Source organism: Bordetella sp. (assembly GCF_057362025.1).
This window is the reverse complement of the sequence record NZ_JBMQQZ010000101.1, coordinates 39,869-66,159: the sequence shown is the minus strand read 5'-3', so window position 1 is coordinate 66,159 and position 26,291 is coordinate 39,869. Positions and strand designations below refer to the sequence as shown.

Annotated in this window: 31 protein-coding genes and 1 tRNA gene; 24 read left to right on the top strand and 8 right to left on the bottom strand. The window is 63.5% G+C overall.

All coding sequences use genetic code 11. The features are described 5' to 3' along the window. Nucleotides 1-320: 320 nt before the first annotated feature. Nucleotides 321-707, top strand: coding sequence for a phage tail protein (locus tag ACO1P8_RS23310; protein ID WP_486298218.1), 387 nt, complete (start codon nucleotides 321-323; stop codon nucleotides 705-707). On the opposite strand, the gene ACO1P8_RS23305 is transcribed toward ACO1P8_RS23310, so the two are convergent. Next, complete coding sequence (locus tag ACO1P8_RS23305; protein ID WP_486298217.1) at nucleotides 704-1,714, bottom strand: tyrosine-type recombinase/integrase; 1,011 nt, start codon at nucleotides 1,712-1,714, stop codon at nucleotides 704-706. The two genes, ACO1P8_RS23310 and ACO1P8_RS23305, sit on opposite strands and share 4 nt — an antisense overlap. A 243-nt stretch (nucleotides 1,715-1,957) precedes the next feature. Here ACO1P8_RS23305 and ACO1P8_RS23300 point away from each other — a divergent pair, with 243 nt between their 5' ends. From ACO1P8_RS23300 to ACO1P8_RS23260, 9 genes are all read left to right on the top strand, one after another. Further along, complete coding sequence (locus ACO1P8_RS23300) at nucleotides 1,958-2,155, top strand: Com family DNA-binding transcriptional regulator (protein ID WP_486298216.1); 198 nt, start codon at nucleotides 1,958-1,960, stop codon at nucleotides 2,153-2,155. Further along, nucleotides 2,118-2,882 carry a DNA-methyltransferase gene (locus ACO1P8_RS23295; protein WP_486298215.1) on the top strand — a complete coding sequence of 255 codons (765 nt, stop codon included), beginning with the start codon at nucleotides 2,118-2,120 and terminating at the stop codon, nucleotides 2,880-2,882. Before ACO1P8_RS23300 ends, ACO1P8_RS23295 begins: the two co-directional genes overlap by 38 nt. A 127-nt stretch (nucleotides 2,883-3,009) precedes the next feature. Continuing rightward, nucleotides 3,010-4,191 carry a phage tail sheath protein gene (locus ACO1P8_RS23290; RefSeq protein WP_486298214.1) on the top strand — a complete coding sequence of 394 codons (1,182 nt, stop codon included), beginning with the start codon at nucleotides 3,010-3,012 and terminating at the stop codon, nucleotides 4,189-4,191. 59 nt (nucleotides 4,192-4,250) lie between these two features. Further along, nucleotides 4,251-4,766 (top strand): phage major tail tube protein, encoded by a 516-nt coding sequence (locus ACO1P8_RS23285; RefSeq protein WP_486298213.1) that lies wholly within the window; start codon nucleotides 4,251-4,253, stop codon nucleotides 4,764-4,766. 23 nt (nucleotides 4,767-4,789) lie between these two features. Further along, nucleotides 4,790-5,125, top strand: a complete 336-nt coding sequence (locus tag ACO1P8_RS23280) for a phage tail assembly protein (protein WP_486298212.1) — start codon at nucleotides 4,790-4,792, stop codon at nucleotides 5,123-5,125. Between the two features lie 11 nt (nucleotides 5,126-5,136). Beyond that, nucleotides 5,137-5,253 (top strand): GpE family phage tail protein, encoded by a 117-nt coding sequence (locus tag ACO1P8_RS23275; protein WP_094846034.1) that lies wholly within the window; start codon nucleotides 5,137-5,139, stop codon nucleotides 5,251-5,253. 3 nt (nucleotides 5,254-5,256) lie between these two features. Further along, entirely contained in the window at nucleotides 5,257-7,875 is a 2,619-nt protein-coding gene (locus tag ACO1P8_RS23270; RefSeq protein ID WP_486298211.1) for a phage tail tape measure protein, read from the top strand. A gap of 11 nt (nucleotides 7,876-7,886) precedes the next feature. Further along, a complete protein-coding gene (locus tag ACO1P8_RS23265; protein ID WP_486298210.1) occupies nucleotides 7,887-8,345 on the top strand; it encodes a phage tail protein in 459 nt (152 codons plus the stop codon). After that, nucleotides 8,342-9,403 (top strand): contractile injection system protein, VgrG/Pvc8 family, encoded by a 1,062-nt coding sequence (locus ACO1P8_RS23260; protein WP_486298209.1) that lies wholly within the window; start codon nucleotides 8,342-8,344, stop codon nucleotides 9,401-9,403. The genes ACO1P8_RS23265 and ACO1P8_RS23260 overlap by 4 nt, the downstream gene beginning before the upstream one ends. Here the strand turns inward: ACO1P8_RS23260 and ACO1P8_RS23255 are convergent. Together ACO1P8_RS23255 and ACO1P8_RS23250 are read right to left on the bottom strand one after the other, a co-directional pair. Next, complete coding sequence (locus ACO1P8_RS23255) at nucleotides 9,390-9,671, bottom strand: hypothetical protein (protein WP_486298208.1); 282 nt, start codon at nucleotides 9,669-9,671, stop codon at nucleotides 9,390-9,392. The two genes, ACO1P8_RS23260 and ACO1P8_RS23255, sit on opposite strands and share 14 nt — an antisense overlap. A gap of 248 nt (nucleotides 9,672-9,919) precedes the next feature. Continuing rightward, entirely contained in the window at nucleotides 9,920-10,324 is a 405-nt protein-coding gene (locus ACO1P8_RS23250; protein ID WP_486298207.1) for a helix-turn-helix domain-containing protein, read from the bottom strand. 294 nt (nucleotides 10,325-10,618) lie between these two features. On the opposite strand from ACO1P8_RS23250, the gene ACO1P8_RS23245 reads away from it, so the two are divergent. From ACO1P8_RS23245 to ACO1P8_RS23210, 8 genes are all read left to right on the top strand, one after another. Next, a complete protein-coding gene (locus tag ACO1P8_RS23245) occupies nucleotides 10,619-10,903 on the top strand; it encodes an Ogr/Delta-like zinc finger protein (protein ID WP_256988001.1) in 285 nt (94 codons plus the stop codon). Beyond that, complete coding sequence (locus tag ACO1P8_RS23240) at nucleotides 10,890-11,300, top strand: hypothetical protein (RefSeq protein WP_486298206.1); 411 nt, start codon at nucleotides 10,890-10,892, stop codon at nucleotides 11,298-11,300. Before ACO1P8_RS23245 ends, ACO1P8_RS23240 begins: the two co-directional genes overlap by 14 nt. 77 nt (nucleotides 11,301-11,377) lie before the next feature. Continuing rightward, complete coding sequence (locus ACO1P8_RS23235) at nucleotides 11,378-11,617, top strand: hypothetical protein (protein WP_486298205.1); 240 nt, start codon at nucleotides 11,378-11,380, stop codon at nucleotides 11,615-11,617. Continuing rightward, nucleotides 11,614-11,949 carry a hypothetical protein gene (locus tag ACO1P8_RS23230; RefSeq protein WP_486298204.1) on the top strand — a complete coding sequence of 112 codons (336 nt, stop codon included), beginning with the start codon at nucleotides 11,614-11,616 and terminating at the stop codon, nucleotides 11,947-11,949. The genes ACO1P8_RS23235 and ACO1P8_RS23230 overlap by 4 nt, the downstream gene beginning before the upstream one ends. Beyond that, the gene (locus ACO1P8_RS23225; RefSeq protein ID WP_486298203.1) at nucleotides 11,946-12,272 is read left to right on the top strand and encodes a DUF4406 domain-containing protein; all 327 of its coding nucleotides are present in this window, start codon (nucleotides 11,946-11,948) and stop codon (nucleotides 12,270-12,272) included. Before ACO1P8_RS23230 ends, ACO1P8_RS23225 begins: the two co-directional genes overlap by 4 nt. A 6-nt stretch (nucleotides 12,273-12,278) precedes the next feature. Then, nucleotides 12,279-14,963 carry a toprim domain-containing protein gene (locus tag ACO1P8_RS23220; RefSeq protein ID WP_486298202.1) on the top strand — a complete coding sequence of 895 codons (2,685 nt, stop codon included), beginning with the start codon at nucleotides 12,279-12,281 and terminating at the stop codon, nucleotides 14,961-14,963. Beyond that, the gene (locus tag ACO1P8_RS23215; protein ID WP_486298201.1) at nucleotides 14,963-15,232 is read left to right on the top strand and encodes a hypothetical protein; all 270 of its coding nucleotides are present in this window, start codon (nucleotides 14,963-14,965) and stop codon (nucleotides 15,230-15,232) included. Before ACO1P8_RS23220 ends, ACO1P8_RS23215 begins: the two co-directional genes overlap by 1 nt. 106 nt (nucleotides 15,233-15,338) lie before the next feature. Then, on the top strand, nucleotides 15,339-15,524 hold the full coding sequence (locus tag ACO1P8_RS23210) for a hypothetical protein (protein WP_486298200.1): 186 nt from the start codon (nucleotides 15,339-15,341) through the stop codon (nucleotides 15,522-15,524). Here the strand turns inward: ACO1P8_RS23210 and ACO1P8_RS23205 are convergent. Then, nucleotides 15,521-16,549: a site-specific integrase gene (locus ACO1P8_RS23205; protein WP_486298199.1), complete on the bottom strand. Its 1,029-nt coding sequence runs from the start codon at nucleotides 16,547-16,549 to the stop codon at nucleotides 15,521-15,523. The genes ACO1P8_RS23210 and ACO1P8_RS23205 overlap by 4 nt on opposite strands. A gap of 169 nt (nucleotides 16,550-16,718) precedes the next feature. On the opposite strand from ACO1P8_RS23205, the gene ACO1P8_RS23200 reads away from it, so the two are divergent. Together ACO1P8_RS23200 and pbpG are read left to right on the top strand one after the other, a co-directional pair. Further along, nucleotides 16,719-16,793 (top strand) — tRNA-Arg (locus ACO1P8_RS23200). A 373-nt stretch (nucleotides 16,794-17,166) separates the two neighbouring features. Next, a complete protein-coding gene (pbpG, locus tag ACO1P8_RS23195) occupies nucleotides 17,167-18,333 on the top strand; it encodes a D-alanyl-D-alanine endopeptidase (protein ID WP_486298198.1) in 1,167 nt (388 codons plus the stop codon). A 111-nt stretch (nucleotides 18,334-18,444) separates the two neighbouring features. On the opposite strand, the gene ACO1P8_RS23190 is transcribed toward pbpG, so the two are convergent. Further along, nucleotides 18,445-19,086: an HD domain-containing protein gene (locus ACO1P8_RS23190; RefSeq protein WP_486298197.1), complete on the bottom strand. Its 642-nt coding sequence runs from the start codon at nucleotides 19,084-19,086 to the stop codon at nucleotides 18,445-18,447. A gap of 129 nt (nucleotides 19,087-19,215) precedes the next feature. On the opposite strand from ACO1P8_RS23190, the gene ACO1P8_RS23185 reads away from it, so the two are divergent. After that, on the top strand, nucleotides 19,216-20,184 hold the full coding sequence (locus ACO1P8_RS23185) for a GlxA family transcriptional regulator (protein ID WP_486298196.1): 969 nt from the start codon (nucleotides 19,216-19,218) through the stop codon (nucleotides 20,182-20,184). A gap of 105 nt (nucleotides 20,185-20,289) precedes the next feature. Here the strand turns inward: ACO1P8_RS23185 and ybaK are convergent, their stop codons facing one another. Continuing rightward, nucleotides 20,290-20,778: a Cys-tRNA(Pro) deacylase gene (ybaK, locus tag ACO1P8_RS23180; protein ID WP_486298195.1), complete on the bottom strand. Its 489-nt coding sequence runs from the start codon at nucleotides 20,776-20,778 to the stop codon at nucleotides 20,290-20,292. Nucleotides 20,779-20,875: 97 nt separating this feature from the next. Continuing rightward, nucleotides 20,876-21,859, bottom strand: a complete 984-nt coding sequence (locus tag ACO1P8_RS23175) for a tripartite tricarboxylate transporter substrate binding protein BugE (RefSeq protein ID WP_486298194.1) — start codon at nucleotides 21,857-21,859, stop codon at nucleotides 20,876-20,878. A 178-nt stretch (nucleotides 21,860-22,037) separates the two neighbouring features. Between ACO1P8_RS23175 and ACO1P8_RS23170 the strand changes: the two genes are divergently transcribed. Next, complete coding sequence (locus tag ACO1P8_RS23170; protein WP_486298222.1) at nucleotides 22,038-22,931, top strand: AEC family transporter; 894 nt, start codon at nucleotides 22,038-22,040, stop codon at nucleotides 22,929-22,931. A gap of 24 nt (nucleotides 22,932-22,955) precedes the next feature. Here the strand turns inward: ACO1P8_RS23170 and fumC are convergent, their stop codons facing one another. Beyond that, the gene (gene fumC / locus ACO1P8_RS23165; protein WP_486298193.1) at nucleotides 22,956-24,353 is read right to left on the bottom strand and encodes a class II fumarate hydratase; all 1,398 of its coding nucleotides are present in this window, start codon (nucleotides 24,351-24,353) and stop codon (nucleotides 22,956-22,958) included. Between the two features lie 82 nt (nucleotides 24,354-24,435). Here fumC and tsaE point away from each other — a divergent pair, with 82 nt between their 5' ends. Beyond that, entirely contained in the window at nucleotides 24,436-24,969 is a 534-nt protein-coding gene (gene tsaE / locus ACO1P8_RS23160; protein ID WP_486298192.1) for a tRNA (adenosine(37)-N6)-threonylcarbamoyltransferase complex ATPase subunit type 1 TsaE, read from the top strand. Continuing rightward, nucleotides 24,900-26,282, top strand: coding sequence for an N-acetylmuramoyl-L-alanine amidase (locus ACO1P8_RS23155; RefSeq protein ID WP_486298191.1), 1,383 nt, complete (start codon nucleotides 24,900-24,902; stop codon nucleotides 26,280-26,282). Before tsaE ends, ACO1P8_RS23155 begins: the two co-directional genes overlap by 70 nt. Nucleotides 26,283-26,291: the final 9 nt, after the last annotated feature.

Here is a 26,291-nt window from a genome sequence, read left to right as displayed (position 1 = left end):
TCTTGCATTTGCAGTGAAAGGTACGTCAGGCATGGATACGCGGGTGGAAGGCAGCGTTAAGCGGTCGGGTTTCGGTGCCACCGGTGGGGAAAGTGGAAGCGGTCAGCCCGGCGATCGGCTGCGGGTTTGCGTTTGCCCCGCTGGCAATCAGCCAAGGGCTGTTGTCCCCGGGGGTCCCGGAATAGTCGCGAAACACGATCGCATCGGAGCCCGGCCCTCCCCCCGTTCTCTCATTGTGGGCGTGTGACAGAAACTGCTGCGCCTGTCTACTTCCCATCGCCCTCGCATTTGCAGTGCAAATTTCTTAATCACAGGAGTAGATGGTGCAACTTACCGTATATCAAACTGACAGCAGCGGGCTTTTCCTCTATCCGACAAAGGCAAACGAACTGGCCTTGGATCGCGGCAACTACAACATCCCTTTTGGCGCGGTTCGCCAATCACCGCCGCAGGCGCCCGAGGGGCATGTCGCGCGCTGGAACGGGCAAGCGTGGGATGTGGTCGAAGACCATCGCGGTGACACCCTTTATATGGTAGGCACCGGCAAGCAGTACACACTGGGCGAAATCGCGGAGGTCGATGGGCAGGACGCGCGATACGCAGGATGGGGAGAAATCCCCGCTTGGCTTACTACGGAAGCTCCCGAAGTGGTGGAACCCGGGGCCGGCGATCAGCAGGTAGACGACGAGACTGCGGCGTCCACCTAAGCCGCCTCCAGCAGCAGCCGCTCGTCCCGCAACTGATCGAGCTGACGCCGGCCCAACGCGCTGCGCGTTAGCTTCTGCGCCAATTCCCTGCCGTGAGGATGGTAGTAGCGCAGCAGCATCCGCGTATCGACGTTGCCGTTCACCTTCGCCAACTCATGGATCTGGAATACCGTCGCGAGCTGCGATGTCCCCTCGTGCCGCGCATCATGAAAGCGCAGGTCTTGGAAATAGGCAGTGTTCGGCCGGCGCCCATGCTCACGGCAAAGCGCCTCGTAATGTCGGCGCGCGCGCTTCCTGGCTCGGATGAACGCCCGTGTGACCGATCCGCCCGCCATCGAAAATATCCGCCCGCGCATTGGCCGTCCGACCACCCACCGCCGCAACGCTTCCTTTGCGAACGGCGTCAACGGCACGTCGCGCGCTCGGCCGTTCTTGGAGTTCGGCACATGCACCACGCCATGCTGCAGGTCGAGGTTCTCGCGGCGTATTCCCACGATCTCGGAGCGGCGCATGCCCGTTTCGACTGCGAGGGTAAGGATGGTCGGCAGCTCGCGCGACCGCGTGGCGCGAATGATCCATTCGACCTCGCGGCGCGGGCATTCCCCTTCCGACACGCCACGCAGACGTATCCGGTCGAAGAACCGCCGGTCGCGGGCATCGTTGACCGCCGGCCTGCGTACGAGCTGCACGGGATTCGCCAGCGAGTCGAACCCCCAATCCTTGCGGATGACGGTGTAGACGTGAGACAAGAAAGCAAGGCGGCGGACCACGGTCGAAGCTGCGTGCGTCGCCTGCCAGGCGTCACGCAGCTCGATCAAGTCGGAATTCCTGATGCGATCGACGGGGCGGTTGCACAGGCGCGTTGCCATCCAGGCGCGGGCAATGGAACGTTCCTGGATGTGCCCTTTCTTCGCTATCGACACCTCTTCCAGATATCGCCGTAATGCCTCGCTCAATGTCGGGGTGATTTCACGAAGCCGCCGTGCCTTGATGCCTGCAATGTTCATTGTCTGCGCAAAAAGACGAAGTATCACATTGTGATCGAGGCGCAAACAACCCATTCGGGCTGCGCGGGCGCGCGAGAACGCGGACACTACCCGCAGCACGGAAAAGACGCGGCGGTATCGTGAGTGCGCTAACACTCGCGATACCCCGCACCAGCAGTAGAGGGCTGCCGGATTGGCCAGGGCCGCGCCACCTGTCGACAGGCGGGGCAAAGGCTACCAAAACTTCACGCGGTTTGCAGCCCCATGACTGAATTTCGATGCGGTTCCTGCCAGCGCAAGCTGGCCGAAGGTCTTTTTGTCTCCATCCGGATCAAGTGCCCGCGATGCGGGACACTCAATCACGCGAGTGCCCCGAGCACCCTCAACGCCGAACGCCATGGAGCGTCCAACAAGGAATTGCTCCATGAAGATTCGCACCCGCACCACGCCCGCCGCGCTTAACCATAAGGCTCTTCCCAGGGCCGACCTGTTCCTGGGCGACTGCCTATCCGTCTTGCCGTCGATGACCGGCACGTTCGACGCCGTCGTCACGGACCCGCCCTACTCCAGCGGCGGGCAGTCCAAGGGCCAGCGCGCCGGATCCACCGGCAATAAGTACTTGAATTCGGGTAAGGATTCTCCCTGGCCGGATTTCCCCGGCGACACCAAGGACCAGCGGAGTTACTTGCATTGGTCCGCCTTATGGATGTCCCTATGCTTTGCCCGCCTCGCCCCCGGCGGCCTGATGGTTGTTTTCAGCGACTGGCGGCAGCTTCCCGTCACCACCGACGCCCTGCAATCGGCGGGCTTCACCTGGCGTGGCGTCGGCGTGTGGGATAAAGCGGGCAGCTCGCGCCCTTACAAGGGCGGATTTCGCGCCCAGGCGGAGTATTTCGCGTGGGGCAGCAAGGGCGCCTTGACCGGCGATGGTTATGCTCCGGGCGTATTTCGCGTCCAGCAGAAGCCGGGGGAAAAGCTGCACCAGGTCGGCAAACCGCTGCCCTTGATGGACAGTCTGCTGGCCGCGTGCGGCGCGCACATCCTCGATCCGTTCATGGGGTCCGGGACGACGGGCGCCGCCGCGATCCTCCAAGGAAAGCGGTTCACCGGCATCGAGATGAGCGAGCACTATTTCAACGTGGCGGTGGATCGCCTGTCCGGCATCACTAAGGAGCGCCGCACAGCATAGCCACCACCTTGTTGGCGCGCCGTACACAACGGCGAATACTTGCGCGCGCGAGAGCACAACATCAGACTGAGCGGTATTCCCGTCGCCATCCCGGCGGGTTCCGCTCACCATCACTTGAGGGCTCTCCATGGCTGCCGATTCCTACCATCACGGCGTACGCGTGCTCGAAGTCGACGACGGCACGCGGCCGATCCGTACCGTCGAAACCTCCATCGTCGGCTTCGTCGCGACGGCCGAGGATGCCGATGCGACAACGTTCCCGCTGAACCGCCCCATCCTGCTGACCAACGTCCTGGGGGCGCTGGGCAAGGCGGGCGACAAGGGCACGCTCGCCAAGACGCTGTCCGCCATCTCCGCGCAAACCAATCCCGCCACCGTCGTGGTGCGCGTGGCCGAGGGCGAGACGGACGCGGAAACCACGTCCAACGTTATCGGCGGTGTCGACGCATCCGGCATGTACACCGGCTTGAACGCCCTGCTGGCCGCACAGACCGGCGGGCCGCGCGTCAAACCCCGGATCCTGGGTGCGCCGGGACTGGAAAATGAAAGTGTCACCGCGCAGCTCGCGAGCATCGCACAGAAGCTTCGCGGTTTTGCCTACGCGAGCTGCCTGGGGAACGACACGAAAGAGGACGTGGCGGCGTACCGCGAAACGTTCGGCCAGCGCGAACTGATGCTGATCTGGCCCGAGTTCATGGGCTGGGATACCGTCGCCAGCGCCGATGCGATCATTTCGGCGTCAGCCACCGCCCTGGGCCTGCGCGCCAAGGTCGACAACGACATCGGCTGGCACAAGACCTTGTCCAACGTCGTCGTCAACAACGTGACGGGCATCAGCAAAGATGTTTGGTGGGACCTGCAGGACCCCGCCACCGATGCGGGCTACCTGAACGCCAAGGACATCACCACGCTGATCGAAAAGACCGGCTACCGCTTCTGGGGTAGTCGGACCTGCGCCGGGCCGGAAAGCCTCTATCCCTTCGAGAATTACACCCGTACCGCCCAGATCATTGCCGACACCATGGCAGAGGCGCACATGTGGGCAGTGGACGCGCCGCTGCATCCAACGCTGGTGAAAGACATCATCGAAGGCATCAACAGCAAAATGCGGACGTGGAAGAACCTGGGCTACATCATCGACGGCCAGGCCTGGTTCGATCCCGAGCCCAACACCAAGGAAGTGCTCAAGTCCGGGCAGTTCTACATCGACTACGACTACACGCCGGTACCGCCTGCCGAGAACATCGTCTTCCGTCAGCGCATCACGGACCGGTACCTGGTCAATTTCGCTGACCGCGTGAACGCCTGATAGCCGGTCGGGCACCCGCCCGGCCCTTTTTCCGATCATCGACCTACGGAGCAAACGACATGGGCATGCCCTCCAAGCTCAAGAACATGAATATCACGAACGATGCCGAGTCCATGCTCGGCGTCGCCACAGCCGTCACGCTGCCCAAGTTGTCGCGCAAGATGGAGGCCTTTCGGGCCGCCGGCATGGGCGGCGCGGCCAAGGCCGATTTCGGCCTCGACGATGACGCCCTGAAACTGGAATGGACCTGCGGCGGCTACGTCAAGAAGGTGCTCCAACAGATGGGCAACGGTGCCGTCGACGGCGTGCAGCTCCGGTTCATGGGCGCGTACCAGCGCGACGACACCGGGGCCGTGGACGCGGTGGAAATCGTCTTTCGCGGCCGACACTCGGAGCTTGACCGCGGCGACTCGAAAGTGGGCGACGACACGGAATGGAAGATTTCCACCGAGTGCGTCTACTACAAGGAAACGCTCAACGGCGAAGTTCTGATCGAAGTCGATATCTTCAACCTGTTGGAAATGATCGGTGGCGTGGACCGCAACGAAGCCATCCGCCGCGCCATCGGCATGTAAGCCGCCAACCCTCTGGAGCATTCATGACTACCACCAATGACCAGGACGGCAAGCAAGCCGCCACCGAGAACCCGAACATCCGCGTCGTCGAGCTGGACGAGCCCATTCAACGCGGCGAGCAGAGCATCGGCAGTATCACCATCCGCAAGCCGGATGCCGGCGCCCTGCGCGGCGTGTCGCTCGTCGCGCTGGGCCAGATCGATGTCATCGCCCTGCAGACGGTGCTGCCACGCGTCAGTACGCCGATGCTGACCGCGCTGGAGGTTTCCCGGCTCGATCCCGCCGATCTGATGAGCATGGGGGCGGCGATTGCCTCTTTTTTGCTGACGAAGGCAGACAGGGCCAAATTCCTGATCTAGTGGACGAGGCGGTGGCCGACATCGCCTATGTCTTTCATTGGCCGCGTGCGGATCTCTACGCCATGGCCTTGCACGAGCTGTACCAATGGCGTGAACGGGCGCGGGTGCGGCATAACCCGGAATCCTGACCCATGGACAAAGCCCTCGCGCTGCGTGTCGTCACGGCCCTGCAGGACAAGCTTGCAGGGCCACTCTCCAAGATCAAGAGCGAAGCCGCGGCGTCAGGCAAGGAAATGGTGGCGCTACGTGATCGCCTGCGCACCTTGAATGCCACCCAACGCGACATCGGCGAGTTTCGTAGCCTGTCAGCCGGTCTGCGCGGCGCCCGTAGCGACCTCGCCGCTGCCCAAGAACGTGTCGGGCAGCTCTCCCGGCAAATGCGCGACACGCAGAATCCAACACGAGAGATGCGCCGTGAATTCGACCGTGCCGTCGCGACGGCTGGCCGTTTAAAGGATGCCGCTGCCCAACAATCCGTCCGGCTCCAAGAGCTGCGCGGCCGGTTGTCGACAGCGGGTGTCTCCACCGGCAACCTCTCCAGCCACGAACGCGAACTGCGCCAGAACATCGGCCAGACCAACCAGGCCTTGGCACAACAAGCGGCACGGCTGAAGGCTGTCGCCGAACGTCAGCAACGACATGCGCGGGCCCAGACGGCACTGGAGCGCGGGCGCAGCGTAGCGGGCAGCGCGGCGGTGGCCGGTGCGGGCGGCCTGGGTGGCGCCTATGCGCTGTCACGGCCCCTGAGCGCCATGGTCGGCGCTTTCGCGCCCGCCGAGGATGCTGCCACCCAACTGAAGGTCGCGTTGATGGGCAGCGACGGCACCGTGGCGGCGGATTTTCAACGCATCAGCGACCTGGCGACGCAGTTGGGCGACAAGCTACCCGGCACGACCGCTGACTTCCAGAACATGATGACCATGTTGCGCCGCCAGGGCATGTCATCCGCGACGATCCTGGGCGGCCTGGGCAAGGCCACGGCCTACCTCGGCGTGTTACTCAAGATGCCCGTTACCGAGGCCGCCGAGTTCGCCGCCAAGATGCAGGACGCAACACGCACCAGCGAAAAGGACATGATGGGCCTGATGGACGTGATACAGCGCACGTTCTATATCGGCGTCGACTCCAACAACATGCTGCAGGGCTTCACGAAGCTTTCTCCAGTCCTCGGCATCATCGGGCGCGACGGACTGGAGGCCAGCAAGATGCTGGCTCCGCTGCTGGTCATGATGGACCAGACCGGCATGGTGGGCGAATCGGCTGGCAATGCGCTGCGTAAGGTATTCCAGGCTGGGCTTGATGCCGACAAGGTCGGTAAAGCCAACGCACTGCTCGCAGCGCAAGGTTTCAAACTGGACTTCACTGACGGCAAAGGGGAGTTCGGCGGACTGGACCAACTATTCGCGCAGCTCGACCGCCTGAAATCGCTCACCAGCGTGCAGCGCACCAGCGTCCTGAAAGCGCTATTCGGCGATGATGCCGAAACGCTGCAAGTCGTCAATACGTTGATGGCGAAGGGAGTCGTGGGCTACAAGGATGTCGTGACGCGCATGCAGGAGCAAGGCGACCTGCAAAAGCGCGTCGACGAGCAGTTGCAAACGCTCGCCAATACCGCCGAAGCTGCCGAGGGCAGCTTCACAAACGCCCTTGCCACCGTGGGCGCCACTGTTGCGCCGCAGTTGAAGGAACTGCTCAATTGGGCGGGCGACCTGGCCGCCCGCTTCGGCGAGTGGGCGCGCGCCAATCCCGTGCTGGTCGGGACGCTGGTCAAGATCGTGGCCGTCGCGGCGGGCCTGGCCGCTGCGTTCGGTGGACTCGCGCTGGCCTTCGCGTCCGTCGTCGGCCCCATGGCGCTGACTCGGTTCATGTTCGCACAGATCGGCATTGCGCTGCCCAGCGTTGCATCCCTCTTCGGCCTATTGGCCCGGGCGGTGAGCGGCGTCGGGTCCGCTGTCGTGGCCGTTGGCCGGGCATTGCTCACGAACCCACTGATGCTCGCATTGACGGGCATCGCCGTGGCCGCTTACCTGATCTATCAGTATTGGGAGCCGATCAGGGCGTTTTTCACCGGGTTGTGGGATAGCGTGAAACAGGCATTCTCCGGCGGCCTTGCCGGCGTGGGCGCCCTGCTCGCCGACTGGTCGCCCATGGGCTTGCTTTATCGCGCGATCTCGGCCGGCCTGGCCGCCCTCGGCGTCGAGCTGCCCGCGAAATTCAGCGAGTTCGGCAGCATGCTGATCCAGGGCCTTATCAACGGCATTACCAGCATGGGCGGCGCCGTGAAGGACACCATCAGCAACCTGGGCGGCGGCATGGTCGACTGGTTCAAGGAGAAATTGGGCATCCGCTCGCCCAGCCGGGTTTTCATGGCGCAGGGCGAATTCGTGTCCCAAGGTGCGGCCGCAGGTATCCGCAATGCCCAGCCGGCCGCGATACGCGCCGCACAGGCGCTTGCCGCCGCGGTGGCTATCGGTGGCGCCCTGCCCCCGGTTTCGGCCGCCCTGGCCGATTCTGGTGCGCCTGGCGGCGTCGCTGCCGCGCAAGGGCCTGGGGCGTTCGATACCCGGCCGTCCCTGCCGCCCACCCAGAGTCGCCAGGTCATCGTCCAGGGCGACACCATCCAAATCACCATTGAACCGGCCGTCGGCATGTCGGCCGACGACATCGGGCGCGCGGTCGAGGACGCCTTGCGCAGGCGTGACCGCGAGAAAGCCGCGCGCGTGCGGTCCGCCTACCTCGATGACGCATAGGAGCATTCACCATGATGATGGCCCTTGGAATGTTTGTTTTCAGCCTGCCCACGGTCGCTTACCAGACCTTGCGGCGGCAATCGGAATGGCGGCATCCGTCCAAGCCGAGGATGGGCGCCCAGCCTGCCTACCAGTTCGCCGGCATCGGAGAGGACACCATCACGTTGGCCGGATGGGTCGCGCCCGAGCTGATCGGCTCGGCTGGCTCGCTCACGCTCCTGCACCGCATGGCCGACACCGGCAAGGCTTACGTCCTGGTGGACGGCTCGGGCGCGGTCTACGGCGCCTACGTCATCCGCGACAAGAGCGAGGACCATAGCAACCTCAGCGTGAACGGCCAGGCCCGGAAGGTCGATTTCAGCATCACGCTGGCGCGCGTGGACAGCAGCAAGGCCCGGACACTGCTCGATGACCTGCAGCTTCCTATCGGCGCCCTGGATGGCTCTGTGACCGATTGGGGGCTTTCGTGAGCATTGGGCCGTATGCATATCCGCGCGCGATCTGGCGCGTCACGCTCGATGGTCGCGATGTCAGCGCCGGCATGGCGTCGCGCCTGGATAGCCTGTCGATCACAGAATGCCGGGGCGGCGAGGCGGATCAGCTCGATATCGTGCTGCACGACAACGATGGCCTGCTGGAGATCCCGAGGCTGGGTGTCACGCTACGCGTGTTTCTCGGCTGGGAGCAGACCGGCCTGGTCGACAAGGGAACGTTCGTCGTGGACGAAGTCGAGTACAGCGGCCCGCCGGACCAGATCACACTGCGCGCCCGCAGCGCCAATCTGGCGGCGGCGCTGCGCACGCGCACCGAACGCAGCTTTCACGGCAAGACCATCAACGATATCGTGTCCACCGTTGCCAAGGCGCATGGCCTGGATCCAGTTGTGGGGCAATCGTTCGGCAACGTCGTCGTGCCGCACATCGACCAGACGAACGAATCGGACGTGGCATTCTTGAACCGGATCGGCAAGCGATACGACGCGGTGGCAACGGTCAAAGAGGGACGGCTGCTCTTTCTCTCCATCGACAAGGGGAAAACGGCCAGCGGCGCCGACATGCCTACCACCGTCCTGTCGCGCGCGGATGGCGACGGGTTTCGCTTCCACGTGGCCGACCGCGACGCGTACACAGGCGTGCGGGCGTATTGGCAGGACAAGGCGGGTGGCACCCGTCGCAGCGTCGTCGTCGGCGTAATTGGCAACGCGAAGCGCATGCGCGCGGTCTTCGGCAGCGAGCAGGACGCGCTCGATAACGCCCGGGCCGAATGGCAGCGCATTCAGCGCGGCACGGCGACGCTGCAATTCGATCTGGCCTACGGTCGCCCGGGGCTGGTCCCGCAAGCAAAGATCCAGTTTCCCGCCATGAAAACCCCCATGGGCGGCATCACGTGGCTTGTGTCGCGCATCGTGCACAAGCTGGACGAAAATGGTCTGACAAGCAGCCTCGAGGCCGAAACTGTCGAGGCCGTCGCGCTCCAACAAGAGGCGGACGACGCGGCGGCACTCGATGGTGAAGCTACTGACGGTTGACGCGAACGTTTACGCGCACCAGTAGGTGGGCGCCGCTGATCTGCACGTTGTTGTTGCCGCAGATTTTCTGCGATGTCGCATTGTCAGTCGTGACCTGCACGTTCCAATCTCCTTTGACTTTCTGATGGTGCTCAGGCTTGGAAACCGGTGCATCCGTGGGTGTGGATTCCTGTAGCGCCGCCGCCAGTACGCGCAGCACGTCGACATTGGCCTTGTGGGCCGTTGCATCGAGTTTGAAGGGCAGCACCTTTGATTCTTCCGTGTACATCGATCCTTCCTATACAAGCTGCCGGCTCCGCGCACCGCCCCTTTCTCTCCTCGGCGCGATGCAGCCCTCGCCAGCGTGTTTAAGGGCATTGGCCTGCAAGCGAAACGTAGGAACAGGCTATACCTTTTGCACAATGTGGCGGACCTGTAAGAGACTGTGAATCGTGGTGATGCTCGGCGGCATACCGGCGGCGAAAAGGCGCTATTAGGAAGACCTGAAGCTCAAGGCAATGACCCTGCGCGCGCCCGTCACGCGGCCAGGTCGATCACCAGCGCAAGCTGTTGCTCATCAATCCCGTCCTGACCCTTGCTCGCGCGATAAAGGGCATCGACGGCCTTGCGCTTTTTGTCGGCGGGCAGCGTGCGTTTGAACTTGATAAGCGCGAGCTCCAGGACCTCCCACGCCGCGCCGTATCGCCGCAATTCTTCCTCCAGCGCCCTCTCCGAATAGGTACGCGTGCCGGTGAGGACGAACTGCACGTCTGCACCGTTCAGACCGACTTTGGCTAGAAATTCCGCGTTCGGCATCTGCGCCCCTTTCTCCCATTCAATCTGGGAGCGCTTCGAAGCGCCCCCCAGGGCAGCAAAGTCGGATTGTGTGTATCCGAGGCGTTCACGCTCCGCGCGGAGTCGTGCACCTATTTCAGTACGCATTTATCTGCACCTTTGTAATTGACAAGGTGCAGTTATCTGCACCATAATCATGCCGTATTCACCCAAACCACAGTGTAACGCCATGAGACATACACAAACACCCAACAAAGGTGCAAATTCCTGCGCCCGTCGTCAGCTCGTTGGCCTACGCCTGACGGCCGACCAACATGAGGAATGCCGACAACATGCGGCCGCTGAAAACCGCTCGACGGCCCAGTTTGCTTTGCTCATGTATCTACGCGGCCTCAAGGAGTTTGAAGCCGAGCAGAAAAAGCGCGGGCGATAGGGATAGCCGTGAACACCATCGGCCAGCACTGCCCCCATTGCGGACACTTCGCCACGGTGCGTACCAGCGAAACCATGTCGCCGACGCTGCGCGTCCTCTACTTCCAATGCCGCAGCCTGTTTTGCGGCCATACCTGGGTGTCTCATCTAGAAGCAGTGCGCACCGTTTCACCGCCGGCCATCGCCAACCCGGCAATTGACCTGCCTCTCGCCAGCCGCGCCGACATCCTGCGCAAGCTGGCCGAATCGAAGACAGACCCTCGCCAAGGGAGCTTTCTCCATGAGCACGACTAACCCGCACCGCCTCCACTACCGCAACCAGATCGCCGCCGTGGACAGGAGCCGCGACTTTATCTCCGACCAGGCCTATCAATTCGTCCGGCTGGAACTGGAGAACGGCACGCCCAAACCTGGCTTGCAGGACAACCTCATGCTGGAGCGCTGCGTGTCGCATTTGATGGCGCTGTGCAGTTGCTCGAAACACACCGCCGAAACGCATGCGGCCCGGGCCATCGCCGAACTGTGCAGCCGCGAAAGCCGCGTCAGCTTCGATATGGACCGCAGCACGAGTTACGCGCTCTTTGTCGTTGACCGAGTGACGAACACCACGCGCGTGGTGTCCGCCGCCGAGCTGCTGCGCCTGCTCCACCAGCACCACGTCACGCCGGCCGAGCCCACCACCGCCGCCTAAAGCCCCCTTTTTTCATCCGATCCGCCAGTGGGCGTCCGCGCCCATTGAGGGGAACTGTTGCCCAAAGGAATGCAAATATGCCCGCAATCCCCGTCATGGCCCGCGTAGAGGCCCATTTGAGTGACGCCCAACTGGTGGCCTTCAACGGCCTCATGGAGCGTCTGATCGTCGCGCACTACGAGAACGCAAGCACCTTGTTCCTCGACGCGGCCCAGGGCGAGAAGGACCTCGCCACCGACATGCTCAACGCGGTGTGCCTGGTTCACGTCGCCGCGCGCCACGCAATGCTTGAACGCAACATGCCGGAGGCCGCATGATGCTCATCGGCAAACCCACACCCGAATCGTGGCACCTCGATGACTCGATATCGCTACGAATCGTCGCTGGCGACAAGGTAATCGCGGATGTCGCCACGCATTGCGCGGGCATCGGGCGGGCCAACGCCCGTCTGATAGCCGCTGCGCCGGATCTGTTGGCGGAGCTGCAGGCGGCCGAAGACATCATCCTGGTGATGCTGAACGTCATGACGCCCGCACAGAAGGCGCGTGCCGACGAAAAGCTGACGCACGCTGGCATCAGTCCCGACGGCATGACGCGATACCACGAGCGCCGCGCCGCCATCGTCAAGGCCACCGGGGGACAGGCATGAAGGTCTATCTTGCCGGCCCGATGACGGGCCATCCTCACCTGAACCACCCCGCGTTCCATGACGCCGCAGCCAGGTTGCGCGCCCACGGGATCGAAGTCATCAACCCGGCCGAAATCGTCAAGGACCACGGCACGCCGTGGGCCGATTGCATGCGGCGCGACATTCCCGAATTGGTCGGCTGCGAAGCCATTGTTCTGCTGCCCGATTGGGATGCCTCGCGCGGCGCGAAGCTCGAATGCACCATCGCCACATCCCTGGGCATGCGCGCTTGGCTCTACCGCCTGGACGAACACGGCGCCGCCGTCCTGCAACGATATCGGTAGACCAGCATGAAACCGGACATTCACCGCGAAGTGCTGGCGCGCCTGGAGCCCTACGGCTTCAAGGAACGCGCGGGATGGCTCCGGCAAGGGCTGTGCCCCGCTTGCCATAAGAAAGAGCTGTATACCAACGCGGAACACCCCTGGGTGCTCCGTTGTGGCAGGCTGAATAACTGCGGGTGGGAGGGACACGTCAAGGAACTGTTCCCGGATATCTTCGACCACTGGTCGAAGCGGTACGCCGAGCAGCAAAAGACCAACCCGAACGCCGCCGCCGACGCGTACCTGGTCCACGCGCGCGGCTTCGACCTGTCAAAGATCGCCGGCACCTATTCGCAGGAGCATTATTTCGACCGGGACAGAAACATCGGCTCCGCCACGGTGCGGTTTCCGGTGGCGAACACCTGGTGGGAACGCCTGATCGACGAACCGTCGCGCTTTGGCAAGCAGAAGGCGCGGTTCAAGTTCGGCGGCAGCTACATGGGCGAATGGTGGACACCGCCTCACGTGGACCTGAATACTGTCGACGAACTGTGGCTTGTGGAAGGCATTTTCGACGCCATCGCCTTGCTGCATGTCGGTATTCCGGCCGTCGCACTGCTTTCATGCAACAACTACCCCAGCGGCGCGCTACGCGCTTTGCGTGACAGCCGCGATTGCCTGCCTAAGCTGGTATGGGCACTGGACGGCGACAAGGCGGGAAGGTCCTACACGGTCAAGCACGTGCGCCGCGCCCGGGCCGACGGCTGGACATGTCGTGCCGCCCTCATTCCCCAGGGCAAGGTCAAACGCGACTGGAACGACCTGTATTTGCTGGACCGCAATGCAGGCGACGACACCGCGAAGAAGCACCTTACACCGGATGGCCTGAAGGCCTATTTCCACCACGGTGCGTTGCTGCTGGCGTCGAACGCCACGGAAAAGGCCCTGCTGATCTACGAGCACGACAACAGCCGTACCGAGTTCGACTTTGAATTCGGCAAACGCCTGTACTGGTTCAGCATCGACCTCAATGCATACCACAAGGCCATGGACCGGATAGCCGAGGAGCCCGGCGCCGAACCTATGACGCACGACGAGCTGCGCGAGAAAGCGCTACGCGAGTCGGGCGGCATCCGCCCTATCTCCAACTGCTACCCGCAACCCCTGTATTTCCAGGAAAACAAGCTCACCGACGAAAGCTGGTACTACTTCCGCGTGGAATTCCCGCACGATGGCGCCCCGGTGAAAAACACCTTCACGGCGTCCCAGGTATCCACGGCCAGCGAATTCAAGAAGCGGCTTCTTGCCGTGGCGCCAGGCGCGATGTTCAGCGGCACAGCCCAGCATCTTGACCGCATGATGGAGCGCCGCCTGTACAACATCAAACGGGTGGAGACGGTCGATTTCATCGGATACAGCCGAAACCACGGCTGCTATGTCCTCGGCGACATCGCCGTCAAGGACGGCACCATCTATCGAATCAACGAAGAAGATTTCTTCGACATCGGCAAACTGTCGGTCAAATCCCTAAACCAATCGGTCGCGCTGTCGGTCAATAACGATCCACACGCGTACACGTCGGGATGGGTTAACCAGGTCTGGACGGCCTTCGGGGCAAAAGGCCTTGTTGCCCTGGCCTTTTGGTTCGGGTCCCTCTTTGCCGAGCAGATACGCGCGATCCACAAGAGCTATCCATTCCTGGAGATCGTCGGCGAAGCCGGTTCCGGAAAATCGACACTCATCGAGTTCCTATGGAAACTGGTCGGGCGAAGCGACTATGAAGGCTTCGATCCGTCCAAGGCGTCGCTTGCAGCCCGCGCGCGCAACTTCTCCCAGGTGTCCGGCCTGCCTGTCGTGCTGATCGAGTCCGATCGCGAACGAATGGGAGACGAGAAAACCCATGTGAAGTCCTTCGATTGGGACGAGCTGAAAACCGCGTACAACGGCCGAAGCATCCGCGCTCGCGGGGTCGCCAACGGTGGCAACGAAACCTACGAACCCCCGTTCCGGGGATCCATCGTCATCGCGCAGAACAACGACGTGAGCGCGTCGGAAGCGATTCTTTCCCGTATCGTTCACCTGAACATCGACCGCGCCGGCCAGAACGCACAGACCTATGCCGCCGCGGTAGCGCTGGAATCGACGCCAACGGCCGACGTGTCCGGATTCATTCTCGCGGCGACGAAGCGCGAGGCCCAGGTGCTCCAGGTCATCGAAGCGCGCACGCCGCACTACCACGACGTAATCAAGGCGCGGCCCGACGTGAAAATGGTCCGCATCGTGAAATGCCACGCGCAAATGATGGCGACCATCGACGCCCTGCGCATTGTCGTCAAACTGACTGACGAGCAGCACGCCGCAGCCATCGCGCTGCTGGGCGATATGGCGGCGGAACGACAGCACATCATCAATGCCGACCATCCCATCGTGCAGGAATTCTGGGATTCGTTCGAATACCTCAACGGCGACGAGCTGCCGCCCAAGCTGAATCACAGCTGCAATGACGACGAGATAGCTGTCAACTTGAACCAATACGTCGAGGAAGCAGTCAACCGGCGCCAGCAAGTTCCCAACCTGCGGGATCTGAAAAAGGTCCTGCGCACCAGCCGCCGGCACAAGTTCATCGGCGTCAAGACGGTTAAGAGCCGAATCCGAACGAACGCCAGCGGCGCGAGCACCGTGCATTGCTGGGTCTTCCGGAAGGGAGCGTGATGCCTAAGCCCACGCCCCAGCAGATCGAGCGCGCCTACGCGGCTTCTAACCTGCACGTGCCCCTTCCTGAGGCGCTGCGCAACCCGCTGCTCGCCCGTTGCCTCGAAATCACGGCCGAGGCTCTTGCCGGTCGCGCCCATCCCAACGAATTCCGCCCGCCACCAGCCGAGGCGCCCGTTCTCGACCCACCTGGGTCAACCCGTACCAACCACAACCCGCAGGCAGCGCTCGATTTCAAACGGGCCTGCGCGGGAGACGTGGACGATTAAAAATGCGCACAGCGATGGATCTCATATGAAAGGCCGCATGACGTCTCAGACCGGAAATGCAGGGGGCGCGTCTACCTCGATGCTTCTATACATGCGGTACGGCCGCATGCGCCTGACTCTCGGAGAGCTGGCAATAGAACTTGGAATCGCCGAGGGAACGCTGCGCAACCAAATATCCGACGACAAGTGCCCAGTCCCGACGTACAAGGAAGGCCGCAACCGCTTCGCCGATGTCCGCGCCGTGGGCGAGTACCTCGACCAGCGGTACCACGCCGCCCGACAGGCCAATTAGGCAGCAGCCTTGCGCAGCGGCAGCACCTTGCTGTGCAGCCCTGCCGGGTCGATCTGCGTATATCGCTTCAATTGCCGCCAGTCCTTATGTCCGGACACGGCGGCGACCTCCGGGATCTGCCACCCTGCCTCGAACAAGCTGCTCACTGCCTCGTGGCGCATGTCGTGAAAGTGCAGGTCCTGGATGCCCAGGTCTCGGCAAGTCCTTGTGAATAGCTGGCTCACAGTCGGCGCCCGATAGGGAAATATGCGGCCGTCGACCGTATCCCTCGGTTGACGGTCCACGGCTGGCCAGGCCTCGCCCAGCAGCGGCACCTCCTGGTCGTTGCCGATCTTCTGCTTTGGGTGCTTGCGGTCCCGCACCACGATGATGCGGCGCTTGGAATCGAGGTCGGCCCATCGGATACGAAATATCTCGCCCTGCCGCAGCCCCGTATGCAGCGCGACGGTCAGCACGTCCACCATGTAAGGGAAATGAGCGGCGAAATACGTGAAGAGCGCCTCCAGCTCTTTGGCCGTCGGCCGGCGGTCGCGCTTCTTCCCCGGCCCGATGAGGCCGAAATGATGAAGAGTCGGACGGGCATCGCCGACGGGATCGCCCAGGCGCAGGCCGAGCACACTTTTCGTATGCTTGATGGCGGTTCCAAGCTTCGACATGTGCATGTTGATCGTATAAGGCCCAACGTTCTCTTTCTTGCGTCGCTGACACCAGGCCACCAGGTCGGACGTGCCCAGCCGCTCCATCTTGATCGGCCCCAGGCCGAGGTCCGCGTCCGCCAGGTGCCGGAGCATGTAGTCCTCGTTGGACTGATCTTTGACCGGCCGGCCGGAGTCCCGACGCAGGTCGCGGTATTTCTGGATCAGAGCGGCCACGGTAAGGTCGGTCGCCTGGCCAGGGCTGCACTCGATTTCCATCGCCCAGCGTTGCGCCTCGATTTTGGTGTCGAACGTCCTGCTGATAGACTTGCGTCCGGCTTTGCGTACCTGAGCGCGCCACTTGGCGCCGATCTTCACAATCGCGGCCATGATCCCGTCCCTGCTGTAGTAGTTTCTGTAGTAGCTGGATATTAGATCAGATGAGATTGCGTGATAAATCGTGATATAGTTTTGGCTAGCGCTTCCCCTGATAAATCAAAGTCTTAGCCAAAAAATTCAGTGTTTTTCAGGGGTTACGCGATCCCCGCAAAAAGCACGTCTCGCCGTAGTTAAATGGATATAACCGGCCCCTCCTAAGGGTCAATTGGTGGTTCGATTCCACCCGGCGAGGCCACCCGCTTTTGCACCCGCGGTCGATATTGAAGGCGAGCCGCCTACGGCCTGGCCTATTCGCTGCAGCGGATTGCTGGGCCTGTTTGCGGGGCCTGTTTGCTGGCCATTCGCGTCCAGCCACCGGCCCCCTCGCCTCACGCGCTATCCACCGCCCGCCCCTACTCGAAATCCCCCATTGGCCTGCGCTGACCGGCATGTAATATTCGGTCACGAATCCGCACGCCCTAAGACTTGTCCTATGGATGCCCCAGAAGAGTGCACCCAGGCAGCTTAAAAAGATTGTTTAAATTGTCAGGCTAACCCTATAATTCGATTCAATTTTCTGACGCGCCGCCCGCCGGCGCGCCGTTTTGCCTTCCGGATCCGTCCTACCTATGGCGCAATTTCCGACACGTTTGGTCCTGACTGTGGCCGCCCCGCTGCTGGTTGCGGCATCGCTTCTGGTCTCGCCCGGCGCGCGTGCCGCCTCCGACCCCTGCAAGGTCAATGCGAAGTCCGCCGCTTGCAAAGCCGCCCAGGCCAAGACCGCGCCGAAGAAAACCACCACGACCACGGTAACCAAGTCGACGACCACCGCGAAGTCCGGCAACAAGACCACGGTGGCGAAAACGCAGAGCAAGACCACCACGGTGGCGAAAAAGACCGCCGGCGGCAAGACGAACACCACGATGCGCAAGGATGTGGTCGCCGATACGACCACCAAATCCGGCAAGACGGTCGTCCGCCACACCACCGCCGCCACGCACAGCAAGGTATCCGCGGCCGCCGCGCCCGCATCGACGTCGGCGCAGGCCGCGGCCCTGCGCTCCAGCGTGGCCTACGTGCAGGATCTGGCGACCTCCACCGTACTGTTTTCGAAGAAGGAAGACACCATCCGCCCCATCGCGTCGATCTCCAAGCTGATGACAGCGCTGGTGGTGGTCGACGCCAACCAGCCGATGGACGACGTGCTGGAAGTGACCGACGACGACATCGATCGACTGCGCCATGCCGCGTCGCGCCTGCCCGTGGGTTCGCGCCTGACCCGCGCGGACATGCTGCACGTTGCGCTGATGTCGTCGGAGAACCGCGCCGCGCACGCGCTGGGCCGCTACTACCCCGGCGGCATGCCCGCCTTCGTCAAAGCGATGAACGCCAAGGCACGCGAACTGGGCATGATGGACACGCACTTCGTCGAGCCCACCGGCTTGTCCAGCGAGAACGTTTCCTCTCCACGCGATCTGGTGCGCCTGTTACGCGCGGCGTCGCAGCGCCCGCTGATCCACCGCTATACCACCGACACGGAATACGACGTCGACATGGGCAAGGGGCACATGCGCACCTTCCGCAACACCAACGCGCTGGTACGCAACGCCGACTGGGACATCAAAATCTCCAAGACGGGCTTCATCAACGAAGCCGGCGAATGCCTGGTCATGCTGGCCCACATCGGCGGCCGCGACCTGGCCATCGTGCTGCTGGACTCCCAAGGCAAATACTCGCGCATCGCCGACGCGGTGCGCATCCGCAAGTTCGTACAGAACGAAGTAGCGATGATGTGATGCGTCCCACGGGACGCCGCCCGGGGTGGACGGACACGGCCCCGGCCGCGCGCCCGGATGGCCGCGCGGCGACACACCGCGTAGGGCGACGCCGCGCCGCGGTGTATCGCATCAGGAACGCCAGGCCGATCCGCGAATGACGCTGCAGAAATTGCCGCGATGGAAATGCGGCTCCTTGTCCGCGATGACATCGGCCTTGACATTGCCGAAGGTGGTATCCGGCTTGTGTTTGATGCCGTCGTAGAAGGTCTGGATGATGTTTTCCTTGAAGCTGTCGCCGCGCGGATGCGCATGCACGACGGCCTCGCGGTCGGCGTCGCTGAACCCGGAATAATCGATGCCCAGCACATCCATCTCCACCCCCGCGGTCACCAGCGCGATGACGGGGTGCATGTGTTCCGGAATACCGGGCGTCGTGTGCAGCGCGATTGCCGTCCACACCAGATCGACGTCCTGCGGCGGGATGCCCCGTGCCTTCAGGAAATCGCGCGCCACATTGGCACCGTCGACTTCGAACCGCAGATGATCGCTGGCATGACGGTGCGTCAACCCCATGTCATGGAACATCGCACCCGCGTAGAGCAGCTCCGGATCGAACTTCAGGCCGCGCCGCTTGCCGGCCAGCGAGGCAAAGTAATACACGCGGCTGGAATGGTGGAAAAGCAGGGGGGACTCGGTATCGCGGACCAGCTCGGTAATCTCGCGGGCGAGTTGGCTATCGGGGACGGTGATGCCGTTTATGGTCGGGGCCATGATCGCTGCTCCTGGAAAAGGTTGGTATAGCCATTGTGAAACCGCCCGTCCATGGCATCAATTGGCGTAACCCGCCGTATACTGCCATTTTCCGTCGCATCGGGACATGGCGTCCGCAGCTGTCGAAAAATGCCGAAATCCATTGCCGTCCTGGCCCTGCCCGGCGTCCAACTGCTGGATGTCTCGGGCCCCCTGGATGTCTTCGCCCAGGCCAACCAGGAGGCCGGCCGGCAGTACTACACGCTGCAGGTCGTCGGCTGCGAACCCGGGCCGATACGCAGTTCATCCGGTACGCGGATATTGCCGGACCTCGTGGCCGGCCAGGCGGACGTCCGCTTCGATACCCTGCTGGTCGCCGGCGCGCCGCACGCCCATGAAGTGCGCTTGCCCGCGCAGCTGCGCCAGTGGCTGCGCGAATGCGCGCCGCGATCGCGGCGTTACGGCTCAGTCTGCACGGGGGCGTTCGTACTTGCCGCCGCGGGCCTGCTGGACGGCCGCCGAATCACCACCCACTGGGCAGCCGTGCAGACCCTGACGCAGGCCTACCCGTCGATCACGGTGGACGAAGATGCGCTATACGTGCGCGACGGCAAGCTGCGCACCGCCGCCGGCGTAACGGCCGGGCTGGACCTCGCCCTGGCGCTGGTCGAGGAAGACCTGGGCCGCGAGATCGCCCGCCGCGTGGCCAGCCAGTTGGTCATGTTCTTCAAGCGCCCCGGCGGGCAATTGCAGTTCAGCCGCAAGGGCGAAACCCATCCCGCTGGCCGCTCCGTCCTGCAAGAGGTACAGCGCTGGGTCGTCGCCAACCCGGGCCTGCGGCATGATGTGCCCAGCCTCGCGCAGCACGCCGGACTCAGCCCGCGCCACTTCGCGCGCCTGTTCCGCACGGAAACCGGCATCACCCCAGCCGCATGGGTGGAAGTGGCGCGCGTGTCGGCCGCTCGTTCCATGCTGGAAAGCGGCGCCCGCAGCCCCAAGCAGGTCGCGGCGGAATGCGGCTTCGCCAATGCGGATACGCTGCGGCGCACCTTCTACAAGCATGTCGGCGTGACTCCGGCGGAATACCGCCGCCGCCACGCGCACCCGCAGGACGCATGACGGCGACCGCGCGGCGGTGGCGCAGTCCCGGCGGCGCCGTGGCAGCCTTATCGATCCGTCGCGCGTCCGCCCCGATCCGGCATAACTCCCGTCCGACTATTTCGCCTATTCGAGGCCGACGGAAACGGGACGCGCGCCCAGCAGGTCGACCAGTACCGTGGGCGCGATACCGACGAGGTAGCCGCGCCGGCCGCCGTTGATATAGATCGTGGGATAGTCCAGCACGCTGGCCTCTACCCAGACGGGCATGCGCTTGCGCGTCCCGAAAGGCGAGGTGCCCCCCACCTGGTAGCCGGAATGGCGCTGCGCCGCCTCCGGTTGGCAGGGCGCGACTTTTTTCAGGCCGGCCTGCCGCGCCAGGTTCTTGGTGGAGACCTCGCGGTCCCCATGCATCAGCACGATCAGGGGCCGGGCGGATTCGTCCTCCATGACCAGCGTTTTCACGACCGCATGCGGGTCCAGGCCCAGCTGGCGCGCGGCCTCTCCCGCGCCGCCGTGCTCGACGTAGTCGTAGGTGTGCTCGCTATAGGCGATCTTGTGCTGCTTCAGGAATTGCGTCGCCGGGGTTTCGGATACGTGTCGGGTCTTGCTCATGGCGTCATTGTAGGGGGGCCGGCACCGGGGGGACGGCCGGCTGCAAATGGAAAAAGCCAGGCTTGCGCCTGGCTTTTTGCCATCGCGCTCGTATCGCTTATTCGAGCTTGATGTTCTGCTTCTTCACGATTTCCTTGGCCCAGTCGTATTGCGCCTTGATCTCTTTGGCGAACTCCTCGGGCGTATTGCCGGACGGTTCGGAACCTTGCTCGTCCAGCGCCTTGATCACCTTGGGATCCTTCAGGGCCACCACGGCGGCATCGCGCAGCTTGTTCACGATGGCCATCGGGGTATTGGCGGGCGCCAGCAGGCCATACCACACCGGCTGGTTCACCGCGGGATATCCTACTTCGGCGAAGGTCGGCACATCCGGCAGGGACTTGATGCGCTTGGGCCACGCCACCGCCAGCGCATGGATGGCCTTGGCCTGGATCTGCGGCATGGAAGACGGCAGGTTATCGAACAGGATTTCGACCTGCCCACCCACCACGTCGGCCAGCGCCGGGCCGGATCCCTTGTAGGGAACGTGCACGATGTCCGTGCCCGTGGCCAGCTTGAACGATTCGCCCATCAGGTGCAGCACGCCGCAGGTGCCCGAGCTGCCGTAGGAGTACTTGCCCGGGTTCTTCTTCAGGACCTCCAGGAATTCCTTGAAGTCCTTGACCGGCATCTTCTTGGGATTCACCGATACCACGTTCGCGGTATTGGCGAAGTTGGTGATCGGCTGGAAATCCTTGATCGGATTGTAGGGAAGATCGTTGGGCCGGCAGGCGGGATTGACCGCCATCGTCGACACGGTGGCGATGGAAAGCGTGTAGCCATCGGGCGCGGCCTTGGCGCCTTCGGCCGCGCCGATCGCGCCACCGGCACCGCCCTTGTTCTCGATGACCATGGGCTGGCCCAGTTCCTGACTCATGCGCTGGGTGACCAGGCGCGCAATGATGTCGGTGGAACCGCCCGGGGCGAAAGGCACGATCACGCGTATGGCGTGGCTGGGATAGTTGTCGGCGGCCTGCGCGGACGTGGCCAGGCTGCCCGCGCCCAGCGCAATGGCCCACGCCAGCGTGCGGATTTTCATCATCGATCGATCTCCTGTGTGTTCTTCAACCCGCCCTTTGCGGGCTGATTTGGTAGCGGCTGTGCATTTCTTTCGCCTCATGGGCGACGTGCACACTCCTGCACAATCACGCAGAATAGCAGCAAATGTTTACATGAGGTACCGGGGCAACCCCGAGGTACCCGCTCTGTCGCCCACATCCATGTCCGTCGCACTGCTGGTTCTGCCCGATTTTCTGCTTGTCGCCCTGGGCTGGGCGCTTCATCACAAACTTCGCTTCGAACGCGACTTCTTCACGGGCCTGGAACGGCTCGTGTACTTCGTCCTGTTCCCCGCCCTGCTCTTCCAGGCCATCGTGCGCACGCCATTGACGGCGGCCAGCGCGCTGATGCTGCTGCAGGCTGTCGCACTGGTGCTGGTGGTAGGCTATATCGCGGCATGGCTGGCAATGCCGGTCCTGAAGCCGGAGCGCATGGCCTACGCGTCCGTCGCGCAATGCGCCTACCGCTTCAACACCTATATCGGCCTGGCGCTGGCCGCCAATCTGGGCGGCCAGCGCGGCCAGACCATCATGGCGGTACTGGTGGGCCTGGCCGTGCCCATCGCGAATGTCATGGCCGTGCATGCGCTGGCGCGCCACAACGGCGGCAACCTGGGTCGCGAGCTGATGCGCAACCCGCTCGTGGTTTCCACGTTGGCGGGCCTGGGCTGCAACTTCGCCGGCCTGCAACTGCCCGGGCCCGTCGATATTTTCCTGGCGCGGCTGGGCGCCGCGGCGATCGCCGTCGGCATTCTGTGCGTGGGCGCCAACCTGTCCTGGGAAGGAGGACGCCGCCACGGCAAGCTTATCGCCTGGATGCTGGCGGTGAAGCTGCTGGTGCTGCCGTTGACGGCCATCGCGGTGGCACGCGCACTGGCGCTGCCGCCGCTGGACGCCCGCATGCTGCTGGTATTCGCCGCCCTGCCCACGGCATCGGCCAGCTACGTGCTGGCGATGCGCATGGGCGGCGACGGCCGCCTTGTCGCCGTGGTGATTTCGCTGGGCACGCTGGCCTCGGCCGCCAGCATCCCGATGTGGCTGGCGATGGCGGGATAGCGGGCGATTGGGAGCGCGCCCGCTTTACGGCTTGCGCCTGGCGTTGGTCATGTCCGCGGGCACGACCCACTCCTGGAACTGCTCGTCGGTGACATGGCCAAGCTGCAGCGCGGCTTCTTTCAACGACAGGTTTTCCTTATGCGCCTTCTTGGCGATCTGGGCGGCCTTGTCATAGCCGATGTGGGGATTCAATGCCGTCACCAGCATCAGCGAGCGATCGACCAGCTCGGCGATGCGATCCCGATTCGGTTCTATGCCCTTGGCGCAGTGTTCGTTGAAGCTGTGCATGCCGTCGGACAACAGGCGCACCGATTGCAGGAAGTTGTGGATCAACATCGGCTTGAACACGTTCAGCTCGAAGTTCCCGCTGGCGCCACCGATGTTGATCGCCACGTCATTGCCCAACACCTGCGCGCCCAGCATGGTGATCGCCTCGCACTGCGTGGGATTGACTTTGCCCGGCATGATGGAGCTGCCCGGCTCGTTCTCCGGAATGCTGATTTCGCCCAGTCCGGAGCGCGGGCCGCTGGCCAGCCAGCGCACATCATTGGCCAGCTTGATCAGTCCGGCCGCCAGCGTCTTGAGCGCGCCATGCATGAACAGCAAGGCCTCGTGCGAGGCCAATGCCTGGAATTTGTTGGGTGCCGATACGAAGGCAGCGCCGGTGTCGTGCGCCAGTTGCGCCGAGACCCGCGCACTGAATTCCGGATGCGCGTTCAGGCCGGTACCCACTGCCGTGCCGCCGATGGCCAATTGGTGCAGGCCCGGCAACGCCGCCCTTATTTGCTGTTCGGACAAATCCAGCTGCGCGACGTGGCCGGACAGCTCCTGGCCCAGCGTCAACGGCGTCGCATCCTGCAAATGGGTGCGTCCGATCTTGACGATGTCGTAGAACGCCGCGCTTTTCTCCGCCATCGTGGCGCGCAGCGCCTTCAGCGCCGGCAGCAGGTGCTGTTCGACCTGCACAGCGGCCGCGACGTGCATGGCGGTGGGGAAAGTGTCGTTGGACGACTGCCCACGGTTGACGTGGTCGTTCGGATGTACCTTGCGGCCCTCGCCTCGCTCACCACCGAGGATTTCCGAAGCGCGGTTGGCCAGCACCTCGTTCATGTTCATATTGCTTTGCGTGCCCGAACCCGTCTGCCAGACCGATAGCGGGAATTCGTCCGGCCACTTGCCGGCGATGACTTCGTCCGCGGCCTTTGCGATGGCATCCGCGATGCCGCGGTCCAGCTCGCCCAACTGGGCATTGACCTGCGCCGCCGCCTTCTTCAGCCGCGCCATCGCATCGACCAGGGGGACCGGCATCTTCTCGGTAGAGATCGCGAAGAACTGCAGCGACCGCTGCGTCTGCGCGCCCCAGAGGTGGTCGGCGGGAACGTCGATGGGGCCGAAGGTGTCTTTCTCGGTGCGGGTCTTCATGAGGATGCAGCTCCGTTGTTCGCCCGCGCCTCGCGCGCCGGCGGTTCCTATAATCCCCTGTTTTTACCACTCGACCCGCGCCATGTCCGCTGCCCGCAGCATCACTCTGCATTTGCCCGACGACCGCGCCACCGACGAGCTGGCGCGGCGCTTCGCCCCCCTGCTTCGCGGTGCGGGCCCCTCGGCACCCGGGGGCCGCATTCACCTTTCGGGCGATCTGGGCGCGGGAAAGACCGCCTTCGTCCGGGCCCTGTTGCGCGAAAGCGGCATTAAGGGCCGGATCAAAAGCCCCAGCTACGCCCTGCTTGAAACCTATAAAGTTTCTAACTTATACTTCTATCACTTTGATTTTTATAGATTTAGCGATCCGCGCGAGTGGCTGGACGCAGGATTCCGCGATTTACTGCGGGATGATGTGGTCGTCCTGATCGAATGGCCGGAGCGGGCAGCGGGGCTTTTACCCCCGCCCGATCTGCACATCGACCTGGCTTATTCCGGTCATGGACGGGATGCCACATTGACCGCGCACACCGTTCGAGGACAACTATGGCTGAACGCGATTGTCCCCCCTCAGGCGCCCCGGCCCACCGGCGCGCCGTCTCACGGCGACGCCTGATCGGCGCTGCCGCCACGCTGCTCGTCCTTCCCGTCATTCCACGCCTGGCGCAGGCCGCCACCATCCTGGCGGTACGCACGTGGCCGGCGGACGAATACACCCGCGTAACGCTGGAACTGGACAGCGAACTGAAGGCGGAACAATTCACGCTGGAAAATCCCGACCGCCTGGTCGTGGATATCCAGGGGCTGTCCATGAGCCCGTCGCTGAACGAGCTGGCGGCCAAGATCCGCAAGGACGATCCATACATCCGTTCGCTGCGCATCGCGCAGAACCGTCCCAACGTCGTGCGCCTGGTCTTCGACCTGAAGCAGGCGGTGGCGCCGCAGATCTTCACGCTGAAGCCGGTGGCCGACTACCAGTTCCGCCTGGTGCTGGACTTGTACCCGAAGGTGGCCCAGGACCCCTTGATGGCCATCCTGAAAAAGCCCGCCGGGCCGGATGTCGACGACCCGTTGGCGCGCATCCTGGAAGACATCTCGCGCAACCCACCCGGGCCGGCCACGGCAAGCATTCCGACGCCCGCGCCGCTGCCCAATACGCCGCCGTCGGTGGCACTGCCGCGCCCGTCCGATCCTTCGCCCAAGCTCGGCGGGCGCAAGCGCATGCTGACCATCGCGCTGGATCCCGGCCATGGCGGCGAGGATCCCGGCGCCAGCGGGCGGACCGGCCTGCGTGAAAAAGACGTGGTCCTGCGTATCGCGCACCGGCTGAAGGCATTGATCGACGCCCAGCCCAATATGCGCGCCTACCTGACGCGCGACGACGATTACTTCGTGCCGCTTCACGTGCGCGTGCAGAAGGCGCGTCGCGTGCGCGCCGACCTGTTCGTCTCCATCCACGCCGACGCCTGGATCAAGCCCAGCGCCAGCGGGTCTTCGGTGTTCGCGCTGTCGCAGCGCGGTGCATCCAGTGCCGCCGCGCGATGGATGGCCAACAAGGAAAACGCCGCCGACCTGATTGGCGGCGTCAACCTGGGTTCGCACGACGAGCAGGTCGCGAAGGTGTTGCTGGACCTGTCCACGTCAGCGCAAATCCACGATTCTCTGAAACTGGGCAGCGTGCTGCTGGAAGAGATCAAAAAGATCAACCGCCTGCACAAGGACGATGTGGAACAGGCCGGATTCGCCGTGCTGAAGGCGCCCGACATCCCGTCCATCCTGGTCGAGACGGCTTTCATCAGCAATCCCAACGAGGAAGCGCAGTTGAAGTCGCCGTCGCATCAGGACAAGCTGGCGATGGCGATGTTTACCGGCATCCAGCGCTACCTGACCTCGAACCCGCCGCTGGCACGCGTGGGCGACGTCACCTGAACCGATACC